15 protein-coding genes are annotated in these 19,378 nt (G+C 49.1%); 2 read left to right on the top strand and 13 right to left on the bottom strand.

The genetic code is table 11. From position 1 onward, the window contains the following. Positions 1 to 108: 108 nt before the first annotated feature. From M1D61_RS08355 to M1D61_RS08300, 12 genes are all read right to left on the bottom strand, one after another. Entirely contained in the window at positions 109 to 324 is a 216-nt protein-coding gene (locus tag M1D61_RS08355; protein ID WP_458121931.1) for a hypothetical protein, read from the bottom strand. 219 nt (positions 325 to 543) lie between these two features. Next, positions 544 to 1,836: a glycoside hydrolase family 88 protein gene (locus tag M1D61_RS08350; RefSeq protein WP_458121930.1), complete on the bottom strand. Its 1,293-nt coding sequence runs from the start codon at positions 1,834 to 1,836 to the stop codon at positions 544 to 546. Then, positions 1,833 to 3,452 (bottom strand): response regulator transcription factor, encoded by a 1,620-nt coding sequence (locus M1D61_RS08345; protein ID WP_458121929.1) that lies wholly within the window; start codon positions 3,450 to 3,452, stop codon positions 1,833 to 1,835. Before M1D61_RS08345 ends, M1D61_RS08350 begins: the two co-directional genes overlap by 4 nt. Positions 3,453 to 3,553: 101 nt before the next feature. Continuing rightward, positions 3,554 to 5,452 (bottom strand): sensor histidine kinase, encoded by a 1,899-nt coding sequence (locus M1D61_RS08340; RefSeq protein WP_458121928.1) that lies wholly within the window; start codon positions 5,450 to 5,452, stop codon positions 3,554 to 3,556. Positions 5,453 to 5,519: 67 nt separating this feature from the next. Next, positions 5,520 to 6,827 (bottom strand): ABC transporter substrate-binding protein, encoded by a 1,308-nt coding sequence (locus M1D61_RS08335; protein ID WP_458121927.1) that lies wholly within the window; start codon positions 6,825 to 6,827, stop codon positions 5,520 to 5,522. Positions 6,828 to 6,851: 24 nt separating this feature from the next. Continuing rightward, positions 6,852 to 7,736: a carbohydrate ABC transporter permease gene (locus M1D61_RS08330; protein ID WP_458121926.1), complete on the bottom strand. Its 885-nt coding sequence runs from the start codon at positions 7,734 to 7,736 to the stop codon at positions 6,852 to 6,854. Positions 7,737 to 7,763: 27 nt separating this feature from the next. After that, positions 7,764 to 8,702, bottom strand: a complete 939-nt coding sequence (locus M1D61_RS08325) for a carbohydrate ABC transporter permease (RefSeq protein WP_458121925.1) — start codon at positions 8,700 to 8,702, stop codon at positions 7,764 to 7,766. 326 nt (positions 8,703 to 9,028) lie between these two features. Continuing rightward, entirely contained in the window at positions 9,029 to 11,053 is a 2,025-nt protein-coding gene (locus M1D61_RS08320) for a glycosyl hydrolase (protein ID WP_458121924.1), read from the bottom strand. 141 nt (positions 11,054 to 11,194) lie between these two features. Beyond that, positions 11,195 to 13,501, bottom strand: a complete 2,307-nt coding sequence (locus M1D61_RS08315) for a heparinase II/III domain-containing protein (protein ID WP_458121923.1) — start codon at positions 13,499 to 13,501, stop codon at positions 11,195 to 11,197. A gap of 181 nt (positions 13,502 to 13,682) precedes the next feature. Continuing rightward, positions 13,683 to 14,222 carry a VanZ family protein gene (locus M1D61_RS08310; RefSeq protein ID WP_458121922.1) on the bottom strand — a complete coding sequence of 180 codons (540 nt, stop codon included), beginning with the start codon at positions 14,220 to 14,222 and terminating at the stop codon, positions 13,683 to 13,685. Positions 14,223 to 14,503: 281 nt separating this feature from the next. Continuing rightward, positions 14,504 to 14,989 carry a hypothetical protein gene (locus M1D61_RS08305; protein ID WP_046214957.1) on the bottom strand — a complete coding sequence of 162 codons (486 nt, stop codon included), beginning with the start codon at positions 14,987 to 14,989 and terminating at the stop codon, positions 14,504 to 14,506. 368 nt (positions 14,990 to 15,357) lie between these two features. Beyond that, positions 15,358 to 15,822 (bottom strand): HNH endonuclease, encoded by a 465-nt coding sequence (locus M1D61_RS08300; RefSeq protein ID WP_458121921.1) that lies wholly within the window; start codon positions 15,820 to 15,822, stop codon positions 15,358 to 15,360. 850 nt (positions 15,823 to 16,672) lie between these two features. Between M1D61_RS08300 and M1D61_RS08295 the strand changes: the two genes are divergently transcribed. Beyond that, entirely contained in the window at positions 16,673 to 17,140 is a 468-nt protein-coding gene (locus tag M1D61_RS08295) for a hypothetical protein (RefSeq protein WP_458121920.1), read from the top strand. A 344-nt stretch (positions 17,141 to 17,484) separates the two neighbouring features. Then, a complete protein-coding gene (locus tag M1D61_RS08290; protein WP_458121919.1) occupies positions 17,485 to 18,351 on the top strand; it encodes a helix-turn-helix domain-containing protein in 867 nt (288 codons plus the stop codon). 513 nt (positions 18,352 to 18,864) lie between these two features. Here M1D61_RS08290 and M1D61_RS08285 read toward each other — a convergent pair. After that, positions 18,865 to 19,377, bottom strand: a complete 513-nt coding sequence (locus M1D61_RS08285) for a GNAT family N-acetyltransferase (RefSeq protein ID WP_458121918.1) — start codon at positions 19,375 to 19,377, stop codon at positions 18,865 to 18,867. Position 19,378 lies beyond the last annotated feature (1 nt).

Here is a 19,378-nt window from a genome sequence, read left to right as displayed (position 1 = left end):
ATCCGAAGCCGGTTGCAGCCGGAATGCAGATTTATTCTAACATAACTCTCCGTGGTTCTCTATGTCCGTCTGCTTGCGCTCCATATAGAGAGATTCCCGGCTTCGCATTCACTCATAAAGTGCGTCTTTAAGACGGCTGGACATCCGGGGTTTATTAGAATTGGCTTTAACAAGTGCTGTGCGTAAGCGCTTGTTCTCTGCAGTCAGTTCACTGACGATATCGAGCAGCTTCTGCACCGCCTCCGCATCTTTAGGATTCAGTCTCTCCTGCCGCAGCAGCATCTCGGTCTGTTCCATCCAATTCTGCTGTTCTTCTTTGTTCATCGGCCCTGCCTCCTTTTCACCAGCATGGTGTACTGCCTCATGCCCGGCCGCTAATAAATTCTATCTCCCAAACGCGATAAACCAGGCACAATATGCCCGGTTCGTTGTCGGTAACTCTCGCTTCTTTTCTATTATAGTCCATTTTGGCAGACCGGCGTCAATACGGCAGCCGGATTCGTTTTCTTTTATGGATAGAAGTCCGGATGAACTGCGCTCATCTTATACGGCGCCCGGTGTAAACAATCCCTGTCCGCCGTGCAGCTTCACCAGCGCTTCCATAAAATAATAATCTCCATAAATGATCGGCACATTCAGATGGCGCCGCTCGGGATAGTGGACCGTGCCATGGGTGATCAATCCTTCACTACCGGTCTGCCGGGTCGAATACTGCTCATACAATCCCCTGATGATTCGCTGACCGGCCTGTTCATAGATTCCACGGTCCTTAACCGGAAGATACCGGGCCAGCTCTAGCAGCCCACTGGCGGCAATCGCCGCCGCTGATGAATCCAGTGCATCCCGGTGTTCCACCGGTGCCCGAAAATCCCAGTATGGAACAACCCGCTCACCAAGCTGTTCCAAGAAAAAGTCTGCCGTCTGGCAGCTGATCTCCAGATAACGCTGCTTGCCGGTATACGCATATGAGAGAGCAAATCCGTGCAGCGCCCACGCCGTCCCCCGTGCCCAGGCCGAGCCGGGGGCGAATCCCTGGCCGCCATGCTCCCGCAGCCTTGCTCCTGTACTGGGGTCAAATTCTACAATATGACAAATGGAATGATCTTCTCGGACAAACTGACCGGCAATCGTATCCGCATGCTCTATCGCCAACGACCGGTAGCGTGGATCACCCGTCTCCAATGAAGCCCAGTACAGAAGCGGTAGATTCATCATGCTGTCGATGATCACCACTCCGCGTGTATCCATAAATGGCGAGCCAAAGTTCCAGGCTCGGATGTAATTGCCGCGCACATTGAACCGGGCGGCCAGCAGATTCGCAGCGAGCAGTCCGCGTCTGCGAGAGTCCGGGTCACCGGTATGGGTATAGCGTGCCACACCGCTTAGCAGCCAGATAAAGCCCAGATCGTGATCAACCAGCTCTGGATTATGCAGACAATGCTCCAGCTGACGCTCGCAGCTCTCGGCCCAGCGGCTAAGCGTTGATTGATAATGTGCGGGTTTTCCTTCCACTGCGGATGCCCTTGTCTGCTCCATCATCTCCGGTTCATGATGCGTTCCAAGTTCACTTTCCAAATCCATGTCCTGTTCGTCTTCTGCTACGGGCAGACTGCGGACCGGCAGATGGTTCTGGCTGTTATCGCTTGCTCCATGAACGAGCCACAGCAGTCCCGGCCAGAAACCGGCTGTCCACCATTCCGGTGTACAGCGGTCATATTTGCCATTCTCCGCTACATGGGGAAAATGATCCTGAATGATTGCAGCATTGCGCTGTGTCCGGTCGGCTGCCCATGCCCATGCTTCCGTGATCCAGTCTGCCGGTTCGGTTGTATTCATAATTTTTCTCCTTTGCTTTTGACAGGTGGTTGGCCTGTATACAGTTTGTACAGCTTGAGAAAATAACTCTTATACTGGTAGCCCAGCATTCTGGACACTTCCTCGACCGTACCGTGCCCGGAAACAATCCATTCACGTGCCTGCTGCATTTTGATCCGTGTCGCATATTCGATAAAGGTCTCACCAGTCTCGCGCTTGAACAATCTGCTAAAATAGCTCGGATTCAGATGCAAATGCTCGGCTACTTCTTCCAATCGGACGAGCCGGTGCATATGCTGCTCCACATAATGACGTGCTTCATGAATCTCCGAACGGCAGCCCGGCTGTCCCGGCCAGTCTGCCGATCGGGCGGCCAGCGCACGGAAAGTCGTATACATCCATTCCTCCAGCTCACACTGATGACGGATCGCTGCCATCTGCCGATGCAGCTGCTCCACCGGTACGGCAAATGGCTGCTGATATAACTGCTGCTGCTTGAGCTGCCAGTCGATCGCCAGCTTGAGTATAAACGTCTTTACCGTCTCCGGGTGATAATGCTCCATGGCTATTTTCCGTACCCAGCTGTCAATCCAGCTGTCCACCTTATGACTTGTATGAAGTGCCTGTCCCAGCGCTTCCGAAGCTGCCGGATAGTCTGCGAACAGCCCGCTCTCCTGTTCAAAGCTTACAGTCACCGGACTGCGGTAAATCGCTGATGGCGCCAGATAGAAATAGCGATCACACTGCTCCTGCTGCTGAATCACCTGCTCTACCGCCTGCCGAAAGCGGCTGGTCAGGCTGCCTGCGACCGCCACAATCTGTGCTTTGGCAAATTTGCGTACACTGTCGATAATCCGGTACATGACCTCCTGCATCAGACGTTCCTGCTCCAGCGTGGAATGTCCCGGCAGAGCGAACCAGATGTAGCCTTCACCTGTACTTTTGCTTAAATGAATAGCTGTACCGGAGCTTTCGGCCACTTCTTCTACAATATTTTCCACAGTAAAAGCAAGCAGGTCCATGTCATGGAAGCATTTTTTGCGCTCTTCGCTGGCAGTCACACTGTAGTAGACAGGCAGCAGCAGCTTGCCCTGTACATCCAGACCAAAATGCTGCAGCCGCTGGATGCCGTACCGTTCGTCTACGATCCTGTCGGTCAGCAGCTCGGTGGTGAACTTGCGTTTAAGCAGCAGACGATGACGGCGATGTTCTTCTTCCAGCCGCTGACGCTCCTGCGATTCACTTTTCTCCTCATTTAGATGATGACAGATACTTTCCAGAACAGGGTATAGCTGGTCTGCCGTCAGGTTCTCCTTGAGCAGATAATCCCTAACACCCAGCTTGACCGCTTGCTGAGCATAGAGGAATTCCCCATGGCAGGAGATGATCACCGATTGAAGGCGGGGCTGTACCGCCTGTATATGCTGAATGAGTTCAATACCGTTCATCCCCGGCATTCCGATATCCGTTACCAGGATGTCCACCGGATGATCCTGCACATAAGTAAGCGCTTCCTCCGAACTGCTGAAGCATCCCTTCAGCAGCAGTCCAAGCCGCTCCCAGCGGATAGAACGGGACAGATAGTTGAGTACGGGCCTATTATCGTCGACCAGAATGACATTATGCATTTCACTCATCCTCCTGCTTCCTGTTGTTCCCTGATATAAATGTTCGCGATCATCCGGGACTATGCTAATGATATGTGCCGGTGTTTTATAACAATATTTATGATACAGGATTATTTGGACCATTCACGCATGCCTGCTGCATGACGATCATCGATATGCTGTACATTATGCGGCAGCCCCAATACAATCTCTGTGCCTTCTCCCGGCTGACTGTCCACACGAATCTGTACTTCCGGGCCGTAGATTATATACAACCGACGGATCACATTGCTCAGTCCAATGCCGGACACACCGGGCAGACCGGAGGAATGGGAAGAAGCCCAGTTCGGCTCCTCCCCAGGCTGCAATTGTCGATGCTGCCGATTTGCATGAACCGCTGCTGTAGTCCGATCCCTGACACTATCCACTTCTGTATCGCTGTTATCCTCTTCTGCCAGCCGCTGGATCTGCTGGCGTACCTGGTGCAGTCGTTCGGGAGCCATGCCTTCTCCGCTGTCCCGGATACTGATCCACAGCGTACCCTGTTCCAGCCAGCTTTGTATCCAGATAATGCCTCCATATTTGGAAAGCCCATGCTGGTAAGCGTTCTCAACAAGCGGCTGAACGATAAATCGCGGCAGCAGCGTCTCCAGCGCATCGGGTTCAAGTTCCATTTCCAGATGCACCCGCACTTCACGCTGGAAGTCCACCAGGCTTACATAATGACGTACTGTCTCCAGCTCTTCCCGCACTGTAACAAACTCGTTGCCCCGGTTTACCGTCATCCGCAGCAGTGAGGACAGGGAACCGAGCAGCCGGGCTGCCTCCTCCGATCCCTGTAGCAGCAGGTCCATACGAATTGCCCCCAGAATATTAAACAGAAAATGCGGATTGATCTGCGCCTGCAGCATCTCCAGTTCGGCCCGACGCCGCTCCCCCTGTTCCTGTCTGACCTGCACGATCATACGCTCCACCCGATCAAGCATTTCATCAAGGGACTGGCCGAGCAGTCCGGCTTCATCTTTTCCCCGGATGCCCGAGCGGATATGCAGATGGGTATTATCAATCTTGCGCACAACCCGGACCAGCTTGGCGATCGGGCCGGTCATGCGGGCGATGCCCAGCATCAACAGCAGTAGAAACAGCAGCACGACAATCATCTGTACCAACGAAGTCACCTGGTAAATTCGGTTAATCTTCTGCGCGGCAACACCGTAGGGCACCAGTCCTTCCAGCCGCCAGCCGGAGATCGACATGGGCCGCTCCACCTCCAGCATATCACTGTCTGCTCTCACTATCTGATCCAATGACTGCCCGATCCGTGTCTCATCCGAATGCGAGATAACCCGGTTGTCGGGACCAACCACCATCATCTGAATTGTGGAACGATACTGGTTCAGCACTTCCCTCAACCGCTGCTCATCCATACTGACGACCACATAGCCGTATACCTGTCCCGACAGCAGCCGGAGGCTGCGGGCGACCGACAGCATATATACCGGTTTGCCCTGGTCCGCTGCCTGCAGATAGGACGGATGCAGCCAGAAGTTCAGCCGTCCGCCGGGTGTGAACTGCTCACTGTGAATAAGGCTCCCCATATCCAGTCCCTGTACGTGATACTGATCCGACTGGAAATTGCTGTACATCATCTGTCCTTTGCCGTTCCAAACCGAGATGTACACCCGCTCACCGGCATAGGACAGATTATCCAGCTTGCGCATAATATCCGAAGCCTGGGTCTGTCCGACATAGAATCCGCTCTGCTGGTATTTCAGAGACAGATTCAGCTCATTGTCCAGATACAGATAATTGGAGATGTAGATCAGCCTGTTGATCTGATCGGTTAAATACAGATTCGCGGCATCGAGCGAATCGCCTGCATTTTGCTCGACGGTTTCTTTCATCATATCTTTGGTCAGCCAGCTCGACAACAGTGTTCCTGCAACTATCGTAAGGAGAAGACAACAGACCGCAGAGACAATCAGCTTGCCCCGGAGTGAGGTAGGCAGGATGCTGCGCCATCGTTTCATACGGTCCGCCTCATTTCAGTAATAGTGTGACTGGAACAGACAGGATGCTGTCTTTGCCAAAGTTAGGCTACTTCTGGTTGGCGTCCACAATCTGCTGTACAATCGTGCCGGCATTGGTAATCGTCGTATCCAAATCCTGCTTTTTCAAAATATATTTCTCAAACTCTGCGTTCACTTCCGATTCGATCTCGGATAGATACGGCACAGCCGGCGGTTTGTTAATTCCCTGGCTTACTTCAAAGGTATGGGTTAGCGACGGCAGATCAACATTCTCCGGATGTGTTCCATTATTGACGATACTTTCAAGCGCTTTGCTGACATCTTCTTTTTTCCAGGAAGAGATATCGGTCCCCTGGGCCCGGATGCCTTCGGTCGTCATCCAGCGGATGAACTGATAGGACAGATTCTGCTTTTCCGAACCGGCTCCGATTCCGTAATAATCGTAGTCATTGCTTGTATAGATGGTTTTGTCATCAGCATTGTTTTTCGGATAAGGAGCAACCGCCACTTTGAAGTCGGGCGCAGATTCAGCTGTGCCGGCAATATTGGAATTCATCCAGCTGCCCATAACGAGCATACTGGCCGAACCGCCCAGGAACTGGTCACGATAGTTCAGCTTCTGGGAAATGGCATCGCTGTACGGTACCGCAGAGTGATCGGTATGTTCGGCATCATAACGGAGCTGGAATGAAGCACGCAGATTCGGATCATCCATATTGGAAGTGCCGTCTGCCTTGAGATAGCTGTTGTTCTCCGGCTGATTGAACAGTTTTAGCAGCGTCTGGGAAGCCCATGTGTGAAAGTAGACGCCATGGTAGCTGCCATCTGGTGCCGTCAGCTTTTTGGCATACTCGCGGAACTCGTCCCATGTCCAGTCCAGCGGTACTCTCAGTCCAGCTTGATCCAGCCGATTCTTGTTGAGCAATACATAGATGATCGAACGCTTGCCTGGCAGTGCATAACGCACATCATCAACTGCAAAGTCCGCCAGGTACTCTTCGCCATAATCAAAATCAATCTGGTCATTTAGCGGGGCAAACATTCCCATATCGACACGCTGTGCATAGGTGAGTGAATTATTGACCATGATGATATCCATATTTTCACCTGATCCGGCAGCCAGATCAAGCTTTTTGATATATTCCTCCGTATCGCCCTTTTCGGACAATCCGACATAATTGACTTCAATATCAGGATGTTCCTTTTGCCAGGCTGCGTATACCTTATCCCAGTTGAACTGATCCTTGGTGTACCAGGTATAGAAGGTAATGCTTTTCTTGCCGTCTGTCGTTGCTGCGGTGTTCTGTGAAGAACCACAGCCAGCCAGCAGCAGTACTACGCACAATCCGAGTATGCAAAGTGATCTGATTTTCATAAGTAGCCTCCTTCAAATAAGTGGTCAGCCTTTGACGCCTCCAAGTGCAATGCCGCCGATAACATGCTTCTGGGCGATCAGGAAAACAATCAACAGCGGCAAAATCGCCGAGCAGGTGCCTGCCATGATCAGCGAATAATATTCACCGGTCGCATCGGCAAACCGGTTGATCCCCAGCTGCACGGTGAACAGTTCCGGCGAACGCAGGAAAATGAGCGGTGCCTGGTAATCGTTCCACGTCCAGATAAACCGCAAGATGGCATAGGTCGCAATAAACGGCTGCACCAGCGGAAGCGCAATCTGCATAAAGATCCGGGCATGTCCAGCGCCATCGATCTTCGCCGACTCGATAAAATCGGTATGAATCGACATAAACGCTTGTCTGAGCATAAACGTTCCCAGTGCGCTGAACGATTCCAGCAGCACAAGCCCGATATGGGTATCGAACAGACCGAGACTGCGATACATAATAAACTGCGGAACGAGCAAGGCTTGACCCGGAATCATAAATGTCAGCAGCACAATGACGAATAACGTATCCCGGCCCCGGAACTTGATTTTGGAAAAGGCATAAGCCGCCATCGCGGAAGCGGCAACCGAGAGCAGAATCGTCATGACGGATACTTTGATCGAATTCCAGTAATACAACAAAAATGGTGGATCTCCGAACCAGACGGTGCGGTAATTCTCAATCGCATTCCATGTTTGCGGAATCCACTGTATCGGATACTGAAATACATCGGCCTCTGTCTTGAAGGAAGCGGACAGCATCCATACAAATGGAAGCAGAAACAGAATGCCGACAACAAGCATGATAGCGGTTACAATTATTTTCGTCAAAGATACCGCTGATCCGAAAGACGGCCGGCTTGGAGCGGGTGAAGCGGTCGGTCTAAGCGGTTGTTCCATTGGAATGCACCTCTTTTGCGGTTGGTATCAGTAATTGACCCACTTTTTCTGTCCCCAGAACTGCAGCACCGTAATAAGCAGAATGACAGCAAACAAAAATACCGATTCAGCTGCCGCATAACCCATTTTTAGATTGATAAAAGCCTGGTCATAAATCTCGTAGACCATTACATTGGTTGATTTGGCCGGCCCTCCCTGAGTCAGCACAGCGATCAAATCGAATGTTTTGAACGAATAGATCACTCCCGTAATCAACAGGAAAAAGGTAGTCGGTGAGAGCATCGGTATCGTAATCGCCGAGAACTGCCGCCATTTGGAAGCTCCATCGATCTCTGCTGCTTCATACAGATCCCGGGGAATCGCCTGCAGTCCTGCCAGATAGACAATCATATTGAACCCGATCGATGTCCAGATAATGATCAGCATGATCGAAGGCAGTGCATACGTAGGATCAGCCAGCCATTTGGGCGGATTGTCCATACCAAGCGACATTAGAAAGGCATTGATGGGTCCCTGGGAAGGATGGAACAAAATCTGAAACACAATCGCCACCGCCACAATGCTGGAGATATACGGCATAAAGTAAATAATTTTGAAGAAACTTTTGAAATAAACCAGTTCATCCACCACAATCGCAATCACCAGAGATAAAAACAGAGCGACCGGAACAGCAAGCAGCAGCTTCAGATTGTTAAACATCGATACAAAAAAGGTCTTGTCCTGAAACAAATGATGGAAATTGTCCAGCCCTACCATCTCTACCCCGCTGAGCCCCTGGATAAAGTTCCATTTGGTCAGACTGATAAAAAACAGCGACACCATCGGAATCAGTATAAATACGGTCAGCCCGAGCAGCATTGGTGCGGCAAATAAATACCCGGCCAGCGTCTCTTTGGCAGTCATCGACACCCATGACCGTGAATGATTGAGCCTGGACGAGGATGAAGCGGATGCGGAACGATCCATTGGAACCAACACCTCCTGGGAAAAAGGACATCGCTGCAGCCGCGGACTGCAACGGTGTCTGGCTTATATTTCTGCTGTTATTGTATCTGTTCGAGCCGGACACCATAAGACACAGATATGACTCATTTGAAGACGGTTTTTACTTTTTAAATATGTCACAGGCATAAATATCACCATTCCATGCCAAAAACCACTTTGATCAGCTGTGGAGTCAAAGTGGTTCGGCTGTTTCATCGTGGAATTTTACTTTACACCCGTCTCTCTGTCTCTCCTCCACCTTTGCTGCGCTTGCACGTCCGCTCGTCATCTCATTTCCATTTCCACTCTTACCTCTGCCTATCCAGCCTAATTTCAAAAGCCAGCTGTTTGCCGCTTGCTTCCAGCCGTGCCCCTCGCAGTAGACCATTGCGGCAGGCCACCGACGATGCTTCTTCCGGAAAAACAATCTGCACATCCCGCGTTAACGGTATAATCTCCAACTTGCTGCCACGGTAGCTGACCCGGATGCCCTGTCCGCCGACAGCCATACCGGCTGAAGGCGTGGACGAGGATTGCATGGCTTGCGATGCGCTTACCTTCCCGGGCAGTTCCTGCACCTGCTCCGGCTGCTCTATGGAAAATGGTTCAATATCGGAGAGATGCTGTCCATCGCTCATAAACAGTGGCAGCCAGGCACCGATCCCCATGATATTACCGCTTTGCTCCCGAGGCTCCTTCTCTTCCAGTTCATAAGTAACACGTATCGTTCCGGGAACATGCTCATACCTGGCAAGAACACTTCCAATCGCTCCAAGCGGTCCTTTCCATTGCAGCGTAAACCGGCTGGCTGTACCAGTACCGTCATCTTCCAGCAGTGTACAGCATCCGCCGCCAGCCGCTGGATCAATGCCCACATCGCAGTTGAATGGCTCTGTACCGGCAATACCTTCGGCCAGATGATGCCAATGTCCGTCACTCGTCTGCCAGGCAGGCGTATAGGCGAGCGGGAATACATCTCCTTCGGCAAACCGGGTAAATCCCTGATCCCGGTATCCAGCTGCCGAAGGTCCGATCAGTCCCGGCAGACCGCTGCGATGAATACGCGCCATACCCGGTATATTATACGGATCATTCAGCGCGGTATGAATAACCAGCTGCTGCCCGGGTACCGTACTAAAGGTGGTCTGGAACCAGCCATCTGTCTCCAGCACCCGACTGCCCAGTTCGGCAGGTACTGGATAAGGAACGATCTGTTCCAGCTCCTCTCCATACTGGATACTGTAAGCTAGTGCAGCGGCTGTCCAAAGGTTATAACAGGTATGATTCGTGTATACCTCATAGCCGTGCCGCTGCTCCGGCGGATGATAATTACGAACGATATGCAGGCAGCCTTCCGGCATCTGCCACTGCTCTACCGCATTCCAGGTTAGATCGGCAGCCCGGCGGTAAGCACCTGCCAGCTGCTGCTGTCCCTGCCGATAGGTCTGAACAGCTTGCACAGTAAAAATCAATGCCGCCGCTGCTTCATTCCATTGATGCTGGGAACTACGCCCACGAATCGGCATTTCACCCAGCGGGGACAGGGACAGCAGCGAACTCATAGCCCCATATCGCAGATAGCGGCGCAGTTCCTCTGCAGCCTGACCGTCATAGCCGGAAAGCATCATCAGAGTCAGATGATACCGGGTCACCACATCATAGGCAAAAGGACAATTCGGCAGATTCAGCGGACCATCCTGATACAATCCGAGCGAAGTGAACCGGGGCAGATGATAGTTCTGCAGATAGACATCCATCCAGTCGGTTCCTTTATTCGCCAGCCCCTCCGTATGACGCATATATTCACCGGACAGCATAATCGCATTCCAGTTGATCATACGGTTGGGATTATTTATTTTGTTCATCGTAAATACGTAGGCTTCTTCAGGTACAATTCGGGATAACTGCTCCCGCCAGTAGACTGCCTGCTGCGGCACGAGACGATGGAGCAGACGATAGGCTCCCATAATCATTACCGGGAAGAAATCCGGATGTTCATCCGGCGCTTGATGCCGGACAAGCGAATCAATACTGCTGGTCAGTGCAGCCGCTGCGGATGACAGCAGATCCTCTCTGCCCTGCTGTACGAGCAGCCCAGCTGACATCGCATACGAGGGTGTAGAATAATAACGCTCTGCGCCTGAATAAGGATCGATAATTTCTCCGGTTTCCTGCTGATACTGTCGATAATGATCCACCATACGGGACAGCAGACGGATCCGCCGCGTGTTATCCCAGTCCGAAGCTTCCAGTGGATGGGTCTCCTCCAACTGACTGCAATAGTCTTCCATCGCTTTTTCCCATCCATAACGCTGTGTGTGCACCTGCTCCATGAGGTTCCGTAATCTCCCTTCATTCCTGTGCTGATCGTATCGGGAATTATTGTATCACCGGTATTCCGGCCGCAAAATCGATAGAATTGACTGATTTCAACACAATCTTGACCATCCCTTTCAGATGAGCCTGCTGACCGACTAGACAAGCGGAGAAATCGTAAATTCCAGGCTGCATTCCAGCCGCTGTTCCGGCAGATCATCCATGACTTTGCTTCTAAACCCAAGCAGGGTACGGTACAGCACAATCGGCTGTCCATCATGATCGTGGTGCGGGATGCGTTCTACCTCGACATGATACTGCTCTTTTGGAATCTGCAGCCGTATCTGTGCCCGTTTGCCTGTCCAGATCACCTCTTCGGCATGTACGTCTGGTTGTAGATGGCTAATCAGACGCTCAATCACACAATTATCGTTTCTTTGGTCTGCTCTACTTGGATGCAGTTTTCCCTTTGCCGCCTCATGGGGTGTCTTATTGGCTTCTGCATAAGCTGTCTGCGCAAACTGAAAACTATCCTGCAGATGCAGCTTCATTTCCGCTTCGCTCCTATGCCAGTGAAAATTCCGGTGCATCGCCACCAGACCTGCTTCATTCGGATACGCATCCGTCAGATCCAGCACGAAGTGCACTTCATGACCGGCAGTATGGATATGCTGTACAATCGCTGCTGCTTCAGGGCCGGAGCGCTGTTCATAGCCGTTAATCTGCGGAACCGAATGACCAGCGGATGAGATATTCAATATATGTTCTCTTCCCGTAGCAAAATATGCCTGTGTATACATTCCGGCTCCAAGATCGCAGAGGATATTTTCCCCGCTCGCATGCAGGATAAAGCTGCCCAGATCATTATGATTGTGCGGCTCATCATTATGCCCTCCTTTCGCAGCAAAAGCCGCAGTAAAAGCATGATCCATCGGGAAATGGACAACTTCGGGAAAGCAACTGCTATTATCGTCTGTTTGGAAATGATGCTTACCGGCAGAAGATTTCGCTTCTTTAAGGACAGATGGGTGATCTGCTTCCGATCCTTGCTTTATTGGCTGTTGTTGCTGAATCTCCTGCTCTGCCCGGCTGACGAGCCAGCACAGATCTGACCAGTAATAATTGAAGAGGCCTCCTCGCTGTCCGGAAGCTTGCTCCTCAGGAGATGCAGATGCGTTATGCGTTCCTTTCACCGAACTTGTACCGGCAGCATCAACAAATCCATCCTCCCAGTTCACATTCTCTCCTTGGGATGACCTGAAATAACGTGGTTCCGACCATAGTATATTCCGCAGCAAATGTCCCCAGCGGCGGCAGGGGTCTTGCCGGAGAACCGGCAGAACGAACGGAAGGGAATACGACCGCCCGGTCACCTCCGCCAGGCAGGATAATAATCCCGGCGGCAGCATCTCCTGTTCCCCACTATCCGAAAAATTAACAAATCTTCCTTCTGACAGATGAACATGTTCCGGAAATACAGCTATCGCCGCAATCTTGGGATCATCCAGCCAATACTTTCCATCAAGATCCCCTGCCGACAGCATATCCATCCAATACGTATAATAGCCAAACCCGTAGACCCAGTATCCCAGCCCTTCCGCACAGCCTCCATCCTCTCCATATCCGGCCAGAAAATGCTGTGCTGCACGCTTCATCCGTTCAATTACCGCCGTCTTCTGCTCACGATCCTCCAGCAGCAGCAAAGCTGCCATACCGCAGCCAGCTGCACATACCGCCGACCAATTGTGATGTGCCGTCTCCCAGCCAAAAGTACGTGACAGATCACCTGCAGGCTCCAGCACCCGACGCTGTACTTCATCACGCATACGCTGGATGATACGATTATCCACTTTTCCATCCAGCAGCATGGCCAGCTCGGCCAGCATACCGGCGGTCTCTGCTGCGAACAGATCGATTTCTTCCCATACCGGATAGGCAGACACCTCAGGCAGATGCGCAGGCAGACACCAGGTATACTCCCCGCACAGATTCCACAGTGCTTCTTCCAGCGCGCGCACGTAGACAGCAGCCGATTCGGCGACCGATTCGGCGACGGTACCAGTAATATCAACTTTATATGTAGTATCAGATCGTTCTTTTATTACCAGATCTCTATCGATACAACCAACATTCGGAGACTCTTTATCCAATCTCTGTCGCGAATGATCTGTATCCCTGCCGGACATACCAAGCAGCACCATCAATGCCAGCGCTCCTATCCGGCCGCGCCTTTCAAAGTAAATCCGCTCATATTGTTCACGACCACCCGTATCCGCAAATTCGCGAAAAGCCTCAAATGTCAGCGCAGGCAGCGGCTCTTCCGCCGCAAGCTCTGCATATTCCCGGATATCCTGCCACCAAGTCTCATATTCCGGCTCATCCACCGTGTACCGCAGACGCTCTCCTATATCACCGGTACGCCACCAGTCCGGCTGTTGCCCTGCATTGTCTGAACGGAAACTCATTCATTCTCGCCCCTCTCTGCTCTACTACAGACTATATAATTCGTAAATAAGATAACGCTTTCATATTGAAATGTATAGTTCTTATACACAAAAAAGAGACAGGTTTGCTTCACCTGTCCCCTTTTCTTTTTCGGTTATCGTTGATTTTGATGCCGCCCTTGAGGAATGATTAGTGCAATTTTCAGTTGAAATGCAGACCTCTTCTGCGAGATCGCCGGCGCCGGATCAGCATGTAAATGACCAGCACTAACACGATCCCAATAGCATCAATCAGCGTATCGGAGAAATGCCCCGTACGACCTGCAATCCATTTCTGATGCCACTCATCCGTTATCGCATACGCATACGCGACCAGCCCGGCCCAGAGCATAGGTACATACCGGGAAACGGTCAACAACGAAAATACTCGAATCAATAAAAAAGTCAGCAGCGCAAATTCACTGACATGACCGGCTTTACGAATAAAAAATTCCCAGAAATCATAAGGATGATGACCACTGACGGTATACCCTCCATATGTAAATTCAATCGACGGCGTAAAAGCGGCAAGTGACGATTCAGCAATCCAGTTAGACAGGAGTGGCTTGATATCCTGCTGCTGGTACGGCTGATTGGATACATTGAAAATGAGTCCCATCCATAATAGCGTAAGCACAATCCAGATCGTGAGTCGGACCACGGGCAGCCGACGGGAGCGGTATGACGGCAATGTTGAACGCATATCGCATCCTCCTTTCGGTAACTTGAGTCCCGGACAGCTGTCCGGACACATGCCCCGTATTATAACATAGTGCGGTCGGCAGTTCATGCATGTCTGCGGCCCACCCTTTGCACCCTGAATTTATACGCATCGAGTCTCACTTATATGCAGTGCCTTACATGCCCAAAGTCAAATCCATGTACATATGAGATTCAATAAATAAAACTGTACACAAACAGTCTGCTTCCGGCCGCATCTCCATAGGTAACACGGAGAATAAAGCCGGAAACAGACTGTCTATGCTATTCGATCGGACCGCGCTCCACAAAATACTTATTGGTCATATAATAAGCTTCTCCACGGGATGTCTCGACCTTGCCTTTTTTCGGATCTAGGAAGACAATCTCTTTGCATTTGGTGCAGTACCATTTGGTACGCATAAATGGTGAATCTGTTGTATAAGCAGTTCCGCATTTGCAGTCTACTTTAATCAGAATCTCATTTTGTTTGTAAGCGGAGCTCAGGTGGTCCACAGCCTCTTCCGGCTGATTCGGCACCAGCACCCGTTGATAATCGGAAAATTGATTCTGTACTTTGAAATCAGCGACCAGCTCGGGATTCAATCCGAAAAATTCCTTGCCGATACTGGTGATGAAACGGGTATTGGTTCTATAACTTTCAAGCCATTCTTCAATTTGCTGGTTAGATAAAGGCACAGTGCCCTTAATACCACTGTTCAGGGTGTAAGTCATGATGTGTAAAGCGTCACTCTGTTTGCTTGAGTACATTAGAAACCTCCTCTTTCTTCAACAGCTAATGTACTACAAAATATCGTTTTAATCAAAGCGTGAATTTAACTAAAATTCCATGTTATGCAATTCGCAATCAGCTTTGATTTAACTACGAATATCCGGTGTCCAGTCCGCTCCTCCAGTTTGTATATGTTCTGGAAATTCAGCTTGCAGCTGGTCCGCGTAATCATCAGCATTTGGATTAGTATGAATACAATTATTAATGTAAATGGTATAAACGCCCTGGGCTATAAACTTCATACACACCTTTGCATAAATATCCACCTTACCTGTAACTACATGTACGAACAAGTCATTGGCCGGCAGATTATGTAATCATGATTGCCAGACGTACACTATCCGATTTATTCTTTCTTCTGATTGGACTTCTCACATGCTATATAATCGCCCAGGTCGACCGTCCAGTCAATCCGGTTGCGGGCCACCCATAATTGCACCGCTTCATGAAAATGAACAGCATAGTCAGCAGCCGTCACTTCATTTACCCGGCAAAAATGCTCGACCAGTTGATACTTCTCCACCCAGCCATTTATTCCGGCATAACCGATATGCTTGATCATATGGCACTGAAAACACAACGATTGCAGACCGGTCAGATGCTGAATACGATCTATTTCATTAAATGCCCAAATTTCATGACAATGAAGCTTATCGATATCGCGCCCTTTCACCCGTCCGCAAAGCTGACAGGTATATCGATCACGCTCCTGTATGCGTCTGGACAGCTGGCGCCAGCGATAAGGAGTCATATACGAGCGAAGATTGATCGTCATCGTTGAGTCAGGAATTAATTCGATCTCTAATTTCATGGGATGTTCCTTTTTAGTTGAATCTCGCGTTTCCAAGGCTTATCGCCGAAGATTAAAAAGACAGTTTACTTTGCAAAAATCATCTCTTTATTGAACCTTCCATGCATAGTGCCAAATGCTGAACACAGAAACTATCTTACCAGAGTAATGGCATTTATCAAGTTAATGCGTTTAAACTTTCGGTTACGAGGGGTTTGTGGTTAGTAGAGAACATCTTTTATAATGAAGACAGGACAATGAAATCTGCCTATTCGCACTATTCACAGATTCCGTATAATTTGACTCTGTTTATAAGGCATTATACAGGAATTCGGCAAAATTTCACCTATTAATTCAGCGTTTTAGTAAATAATCGCGAATTTGACCTAATTCATATGTAAGTGTTCATGTATCAAAGTTTATTTTTATCTTTTTTTGTAAATAGTACTAGAAGTTTATGTAAACCTATGCTAAGATAAGTTCATACAGAAAGGAGGTGCGTCAACATCAATAATCACATGTTGAACGCGTCCTTTACCCAAACCGAGGTTCTGGTTTAATTATCAGAACACCGGCGGCGCGGGATGCGGTCAGAATTAAATAGCGCCATCTGGGTTAGAAAGGTCACCTGCGGGTGGCCTTTTTAGTTTGTGTTTTGCTTTTCGCTGCAATTTTGAAGGATTGACCCTACTTCCTATAGTACTAATAAGAATTATATGGTAAATTTCCATTATGACCCAACACATATTTTCTTTCCTCTTCCAGGATGGGTACTACATGTGATTGGAGGGATGCCTTACCGTTTGCTGCAGATGCCTGCCTGGTCGGTTGATCCTGTCCTACCCATTTTGATCCTTGAGGAGGAAGAATAATGAGAAAGTGTGCCATGTTATTTGTTATGTTTTTGAGTCTGGTCGGTATGCTGGTTGCCAATGCCAATCCTGTTCAAGCAGCATCGGATGATACGGTATCCCCTATGGGTGGAAGCTTTTATTCAGATTCTCACCAGTTTGTATCGGATAAAGATGTGTTTTACAGTTTTTCCTGGAATACGCCGGATACCAGCAGTATTGATGTTCGGTACTATATCGCGCCGGGAGAGCATATGATCTTTTCGACAGAGAAGTATAATTATGATAAAGCCAAATGGGAGCCGGTTGAAGTTACCCGGCTCGATTCGTCCAGGGAATATCAGCATTTCTCTATCTCTACATCCGACTGGGGCACGTTTCGCTTTGTAGCTTCCACCACGGATAGCAGAGGATATATCGCTACTGAAGTTGTTTTCTATAATGGCTGGGACGAGAATTCGGCGAATCATGAGACATTGCCGCAGTAATTGGTTCTTGTATTTGTTCTTACTGTAAAGTGATTTGTTCTTATTGCAAAGTAGTTGGTGCTTATAATTCCCATGCATAGCTATACCCTGGAGCCTCCTTCCCTGTAGTTGGGATATGAGGCTCTACCGCATGGATTTCCTTATTATTATTGGAGGACACAGCTGCTAAATATACATTGTTACCGTTACCCCTGCCTATTGTGGAAAATACATACCTCTTTACTCATGAAGTAATTGCCAATTCCTAAGATAACGCTTACAATTTAAATGTGATTCAACCTTTACTTAGTTAAATGCTAGACCTTACTTATCTTTAAATGCGATCTATGCAGGAGGACGATTTGATGATGAGCGAACAGGAAAGAGCTTCACATATATGGACGGATGAGTCTACCCGTCTAATTCTCACCCCGTCTTCAACTGCACAGGCAAGCTATTTTTTTGTACAGGAGATCGGTTATTTCAAGACAACCTTTCCCTATTTTATAGAACGGGATCATTTGCATTCCTATTTGATTTTGTATACGCTCTCCGGACGCGGCAGATTGCATTATCAGGGACAGCAGTATACGGTCGGTCAGGGGGATCTGTTTTTTATTAGTTGTAAGGAGTATCAGCGGTATGAGGCGATTCAGGAAGAAGATTGGGAATTCCTGTGGGTGCATGTGCAGGGAGCGACACTGGATGGGTACTATGAGCAGTTTCGACAGAGACAGGTACCTGTCTGCCATCCGGCTGAATCTTCCGAGATTCCCGAATTGATTCGCCAGCTGCTCCAGATTCAGATTCCGCGAAATAATAAAACAGAACTGATCAGCTCTCAAATGATTGTTCAGCTGCTGACCCGGATTCTGCTTACTTCTATCTGTACCGGGGCGAAGAACAACAGTATCCCTTCCGCTATTCTCGATTTGCAGAAATTTCTGGAAAATCATTATACCGAACCGATCACACTGGATGATCTAGCCCAAAAATATAATACTAACAAATTTCAGCTCAGCCGGGATTTCAAACAGTATATTGGACTGCCACCGATTGAGTATCTAATCAATATTCGTATTAATGCAGCCAAAAGCATGCTGCGCTATTCGGACAAAAGTATTCAGCAGATTGCCAGTGCCGTCGGAATTTACAATGTGTCTCATTTTATTAATCTATTCAAGGCAAGAGTCGATTGTACCCCGTTGGCGTACAGAAAAGAATGGACTTGATTGGCGATAATCTGTATAAGGCGACTATTTTTATACTGTCGTCTAAGTTATCTTGTCGTGCAGGGATGAATTGAAGCCTCTTCAGACTACAGCAGGCTAAAGGCTCACCTCTGCTGTCTTATTGTAGGACACTGGTCATGCTGGCTGTCAACAAAAAGGGCTATCCGTTTACTGGCGGATAGCCCTTTTAATTGCGTTTTGCGGTCTGTCTGCATGGAAGCTGTAAAGTATCTTACCTGCTCCTACAGAACCTCGCTGGTCATCATACCGCTAACTTATTGGAAGAAAAGCAGATCACTAACTTTCCATGTTCCAAAGAACACACCCACTGCTACCACATACGTAGCAATTACAACTACCCAAGCATTTGTTTTTTCCATCTCTCTTCCTCCATCCGTCATTCTGTTCGGCCGCATGCTACCTGCCGCCGATCTAACGATACTGTTAAATTGTAAAGAATTACAACCAACTTTTCAATCAGTCTATTTATACACTGCATAATACAAATCTCAATTACGATGAAAGCCTTTTGCTTAACAGCAATTCATCCCGAATGGGAATTCCATTATCCGCTATCAGCGGGATGGACGGCTTATGCAGTCGTGCCAGTCTGACCGCATCCGGGTATAATGCTGTCAGTACATATCCTCTTTTTTGATAGAACTCAAGTGCTGGCAAATTATCATTGGTGGTGATCAATTGCAATTCTGTACAACCTGCTGCACTAGCTGCATATTCTGCATGCTTCAGCAGCTGACTGCCTATACCTTTACCTGGCTGAAGACTATCCAATGAAATTAATTCACCAACTTTCTCTTCCACTCCAATTGCAAAGGTTACCAATCCGCAAATCTTGCTGTCTGCTGTCAATGCCGCATATCCTTCCAGCTCCAGACAGTTATAAATTCCACTGGATATAACCATCTCTGGACTTCCCCAGCTTTGAATAAAAAAGTGTTCTATATCCTCTCGTGAAATCTGGTTAGTGGCGAGAATCGAGTACACTGCCAGGTCATGAGCAGTCATG

This window comes from Paenibacillus sp. Z6-24, from assembly GCF_054161335.1.
This window is presented reverse-complemented; position numbering and strand designations above follow the sequence as displayed.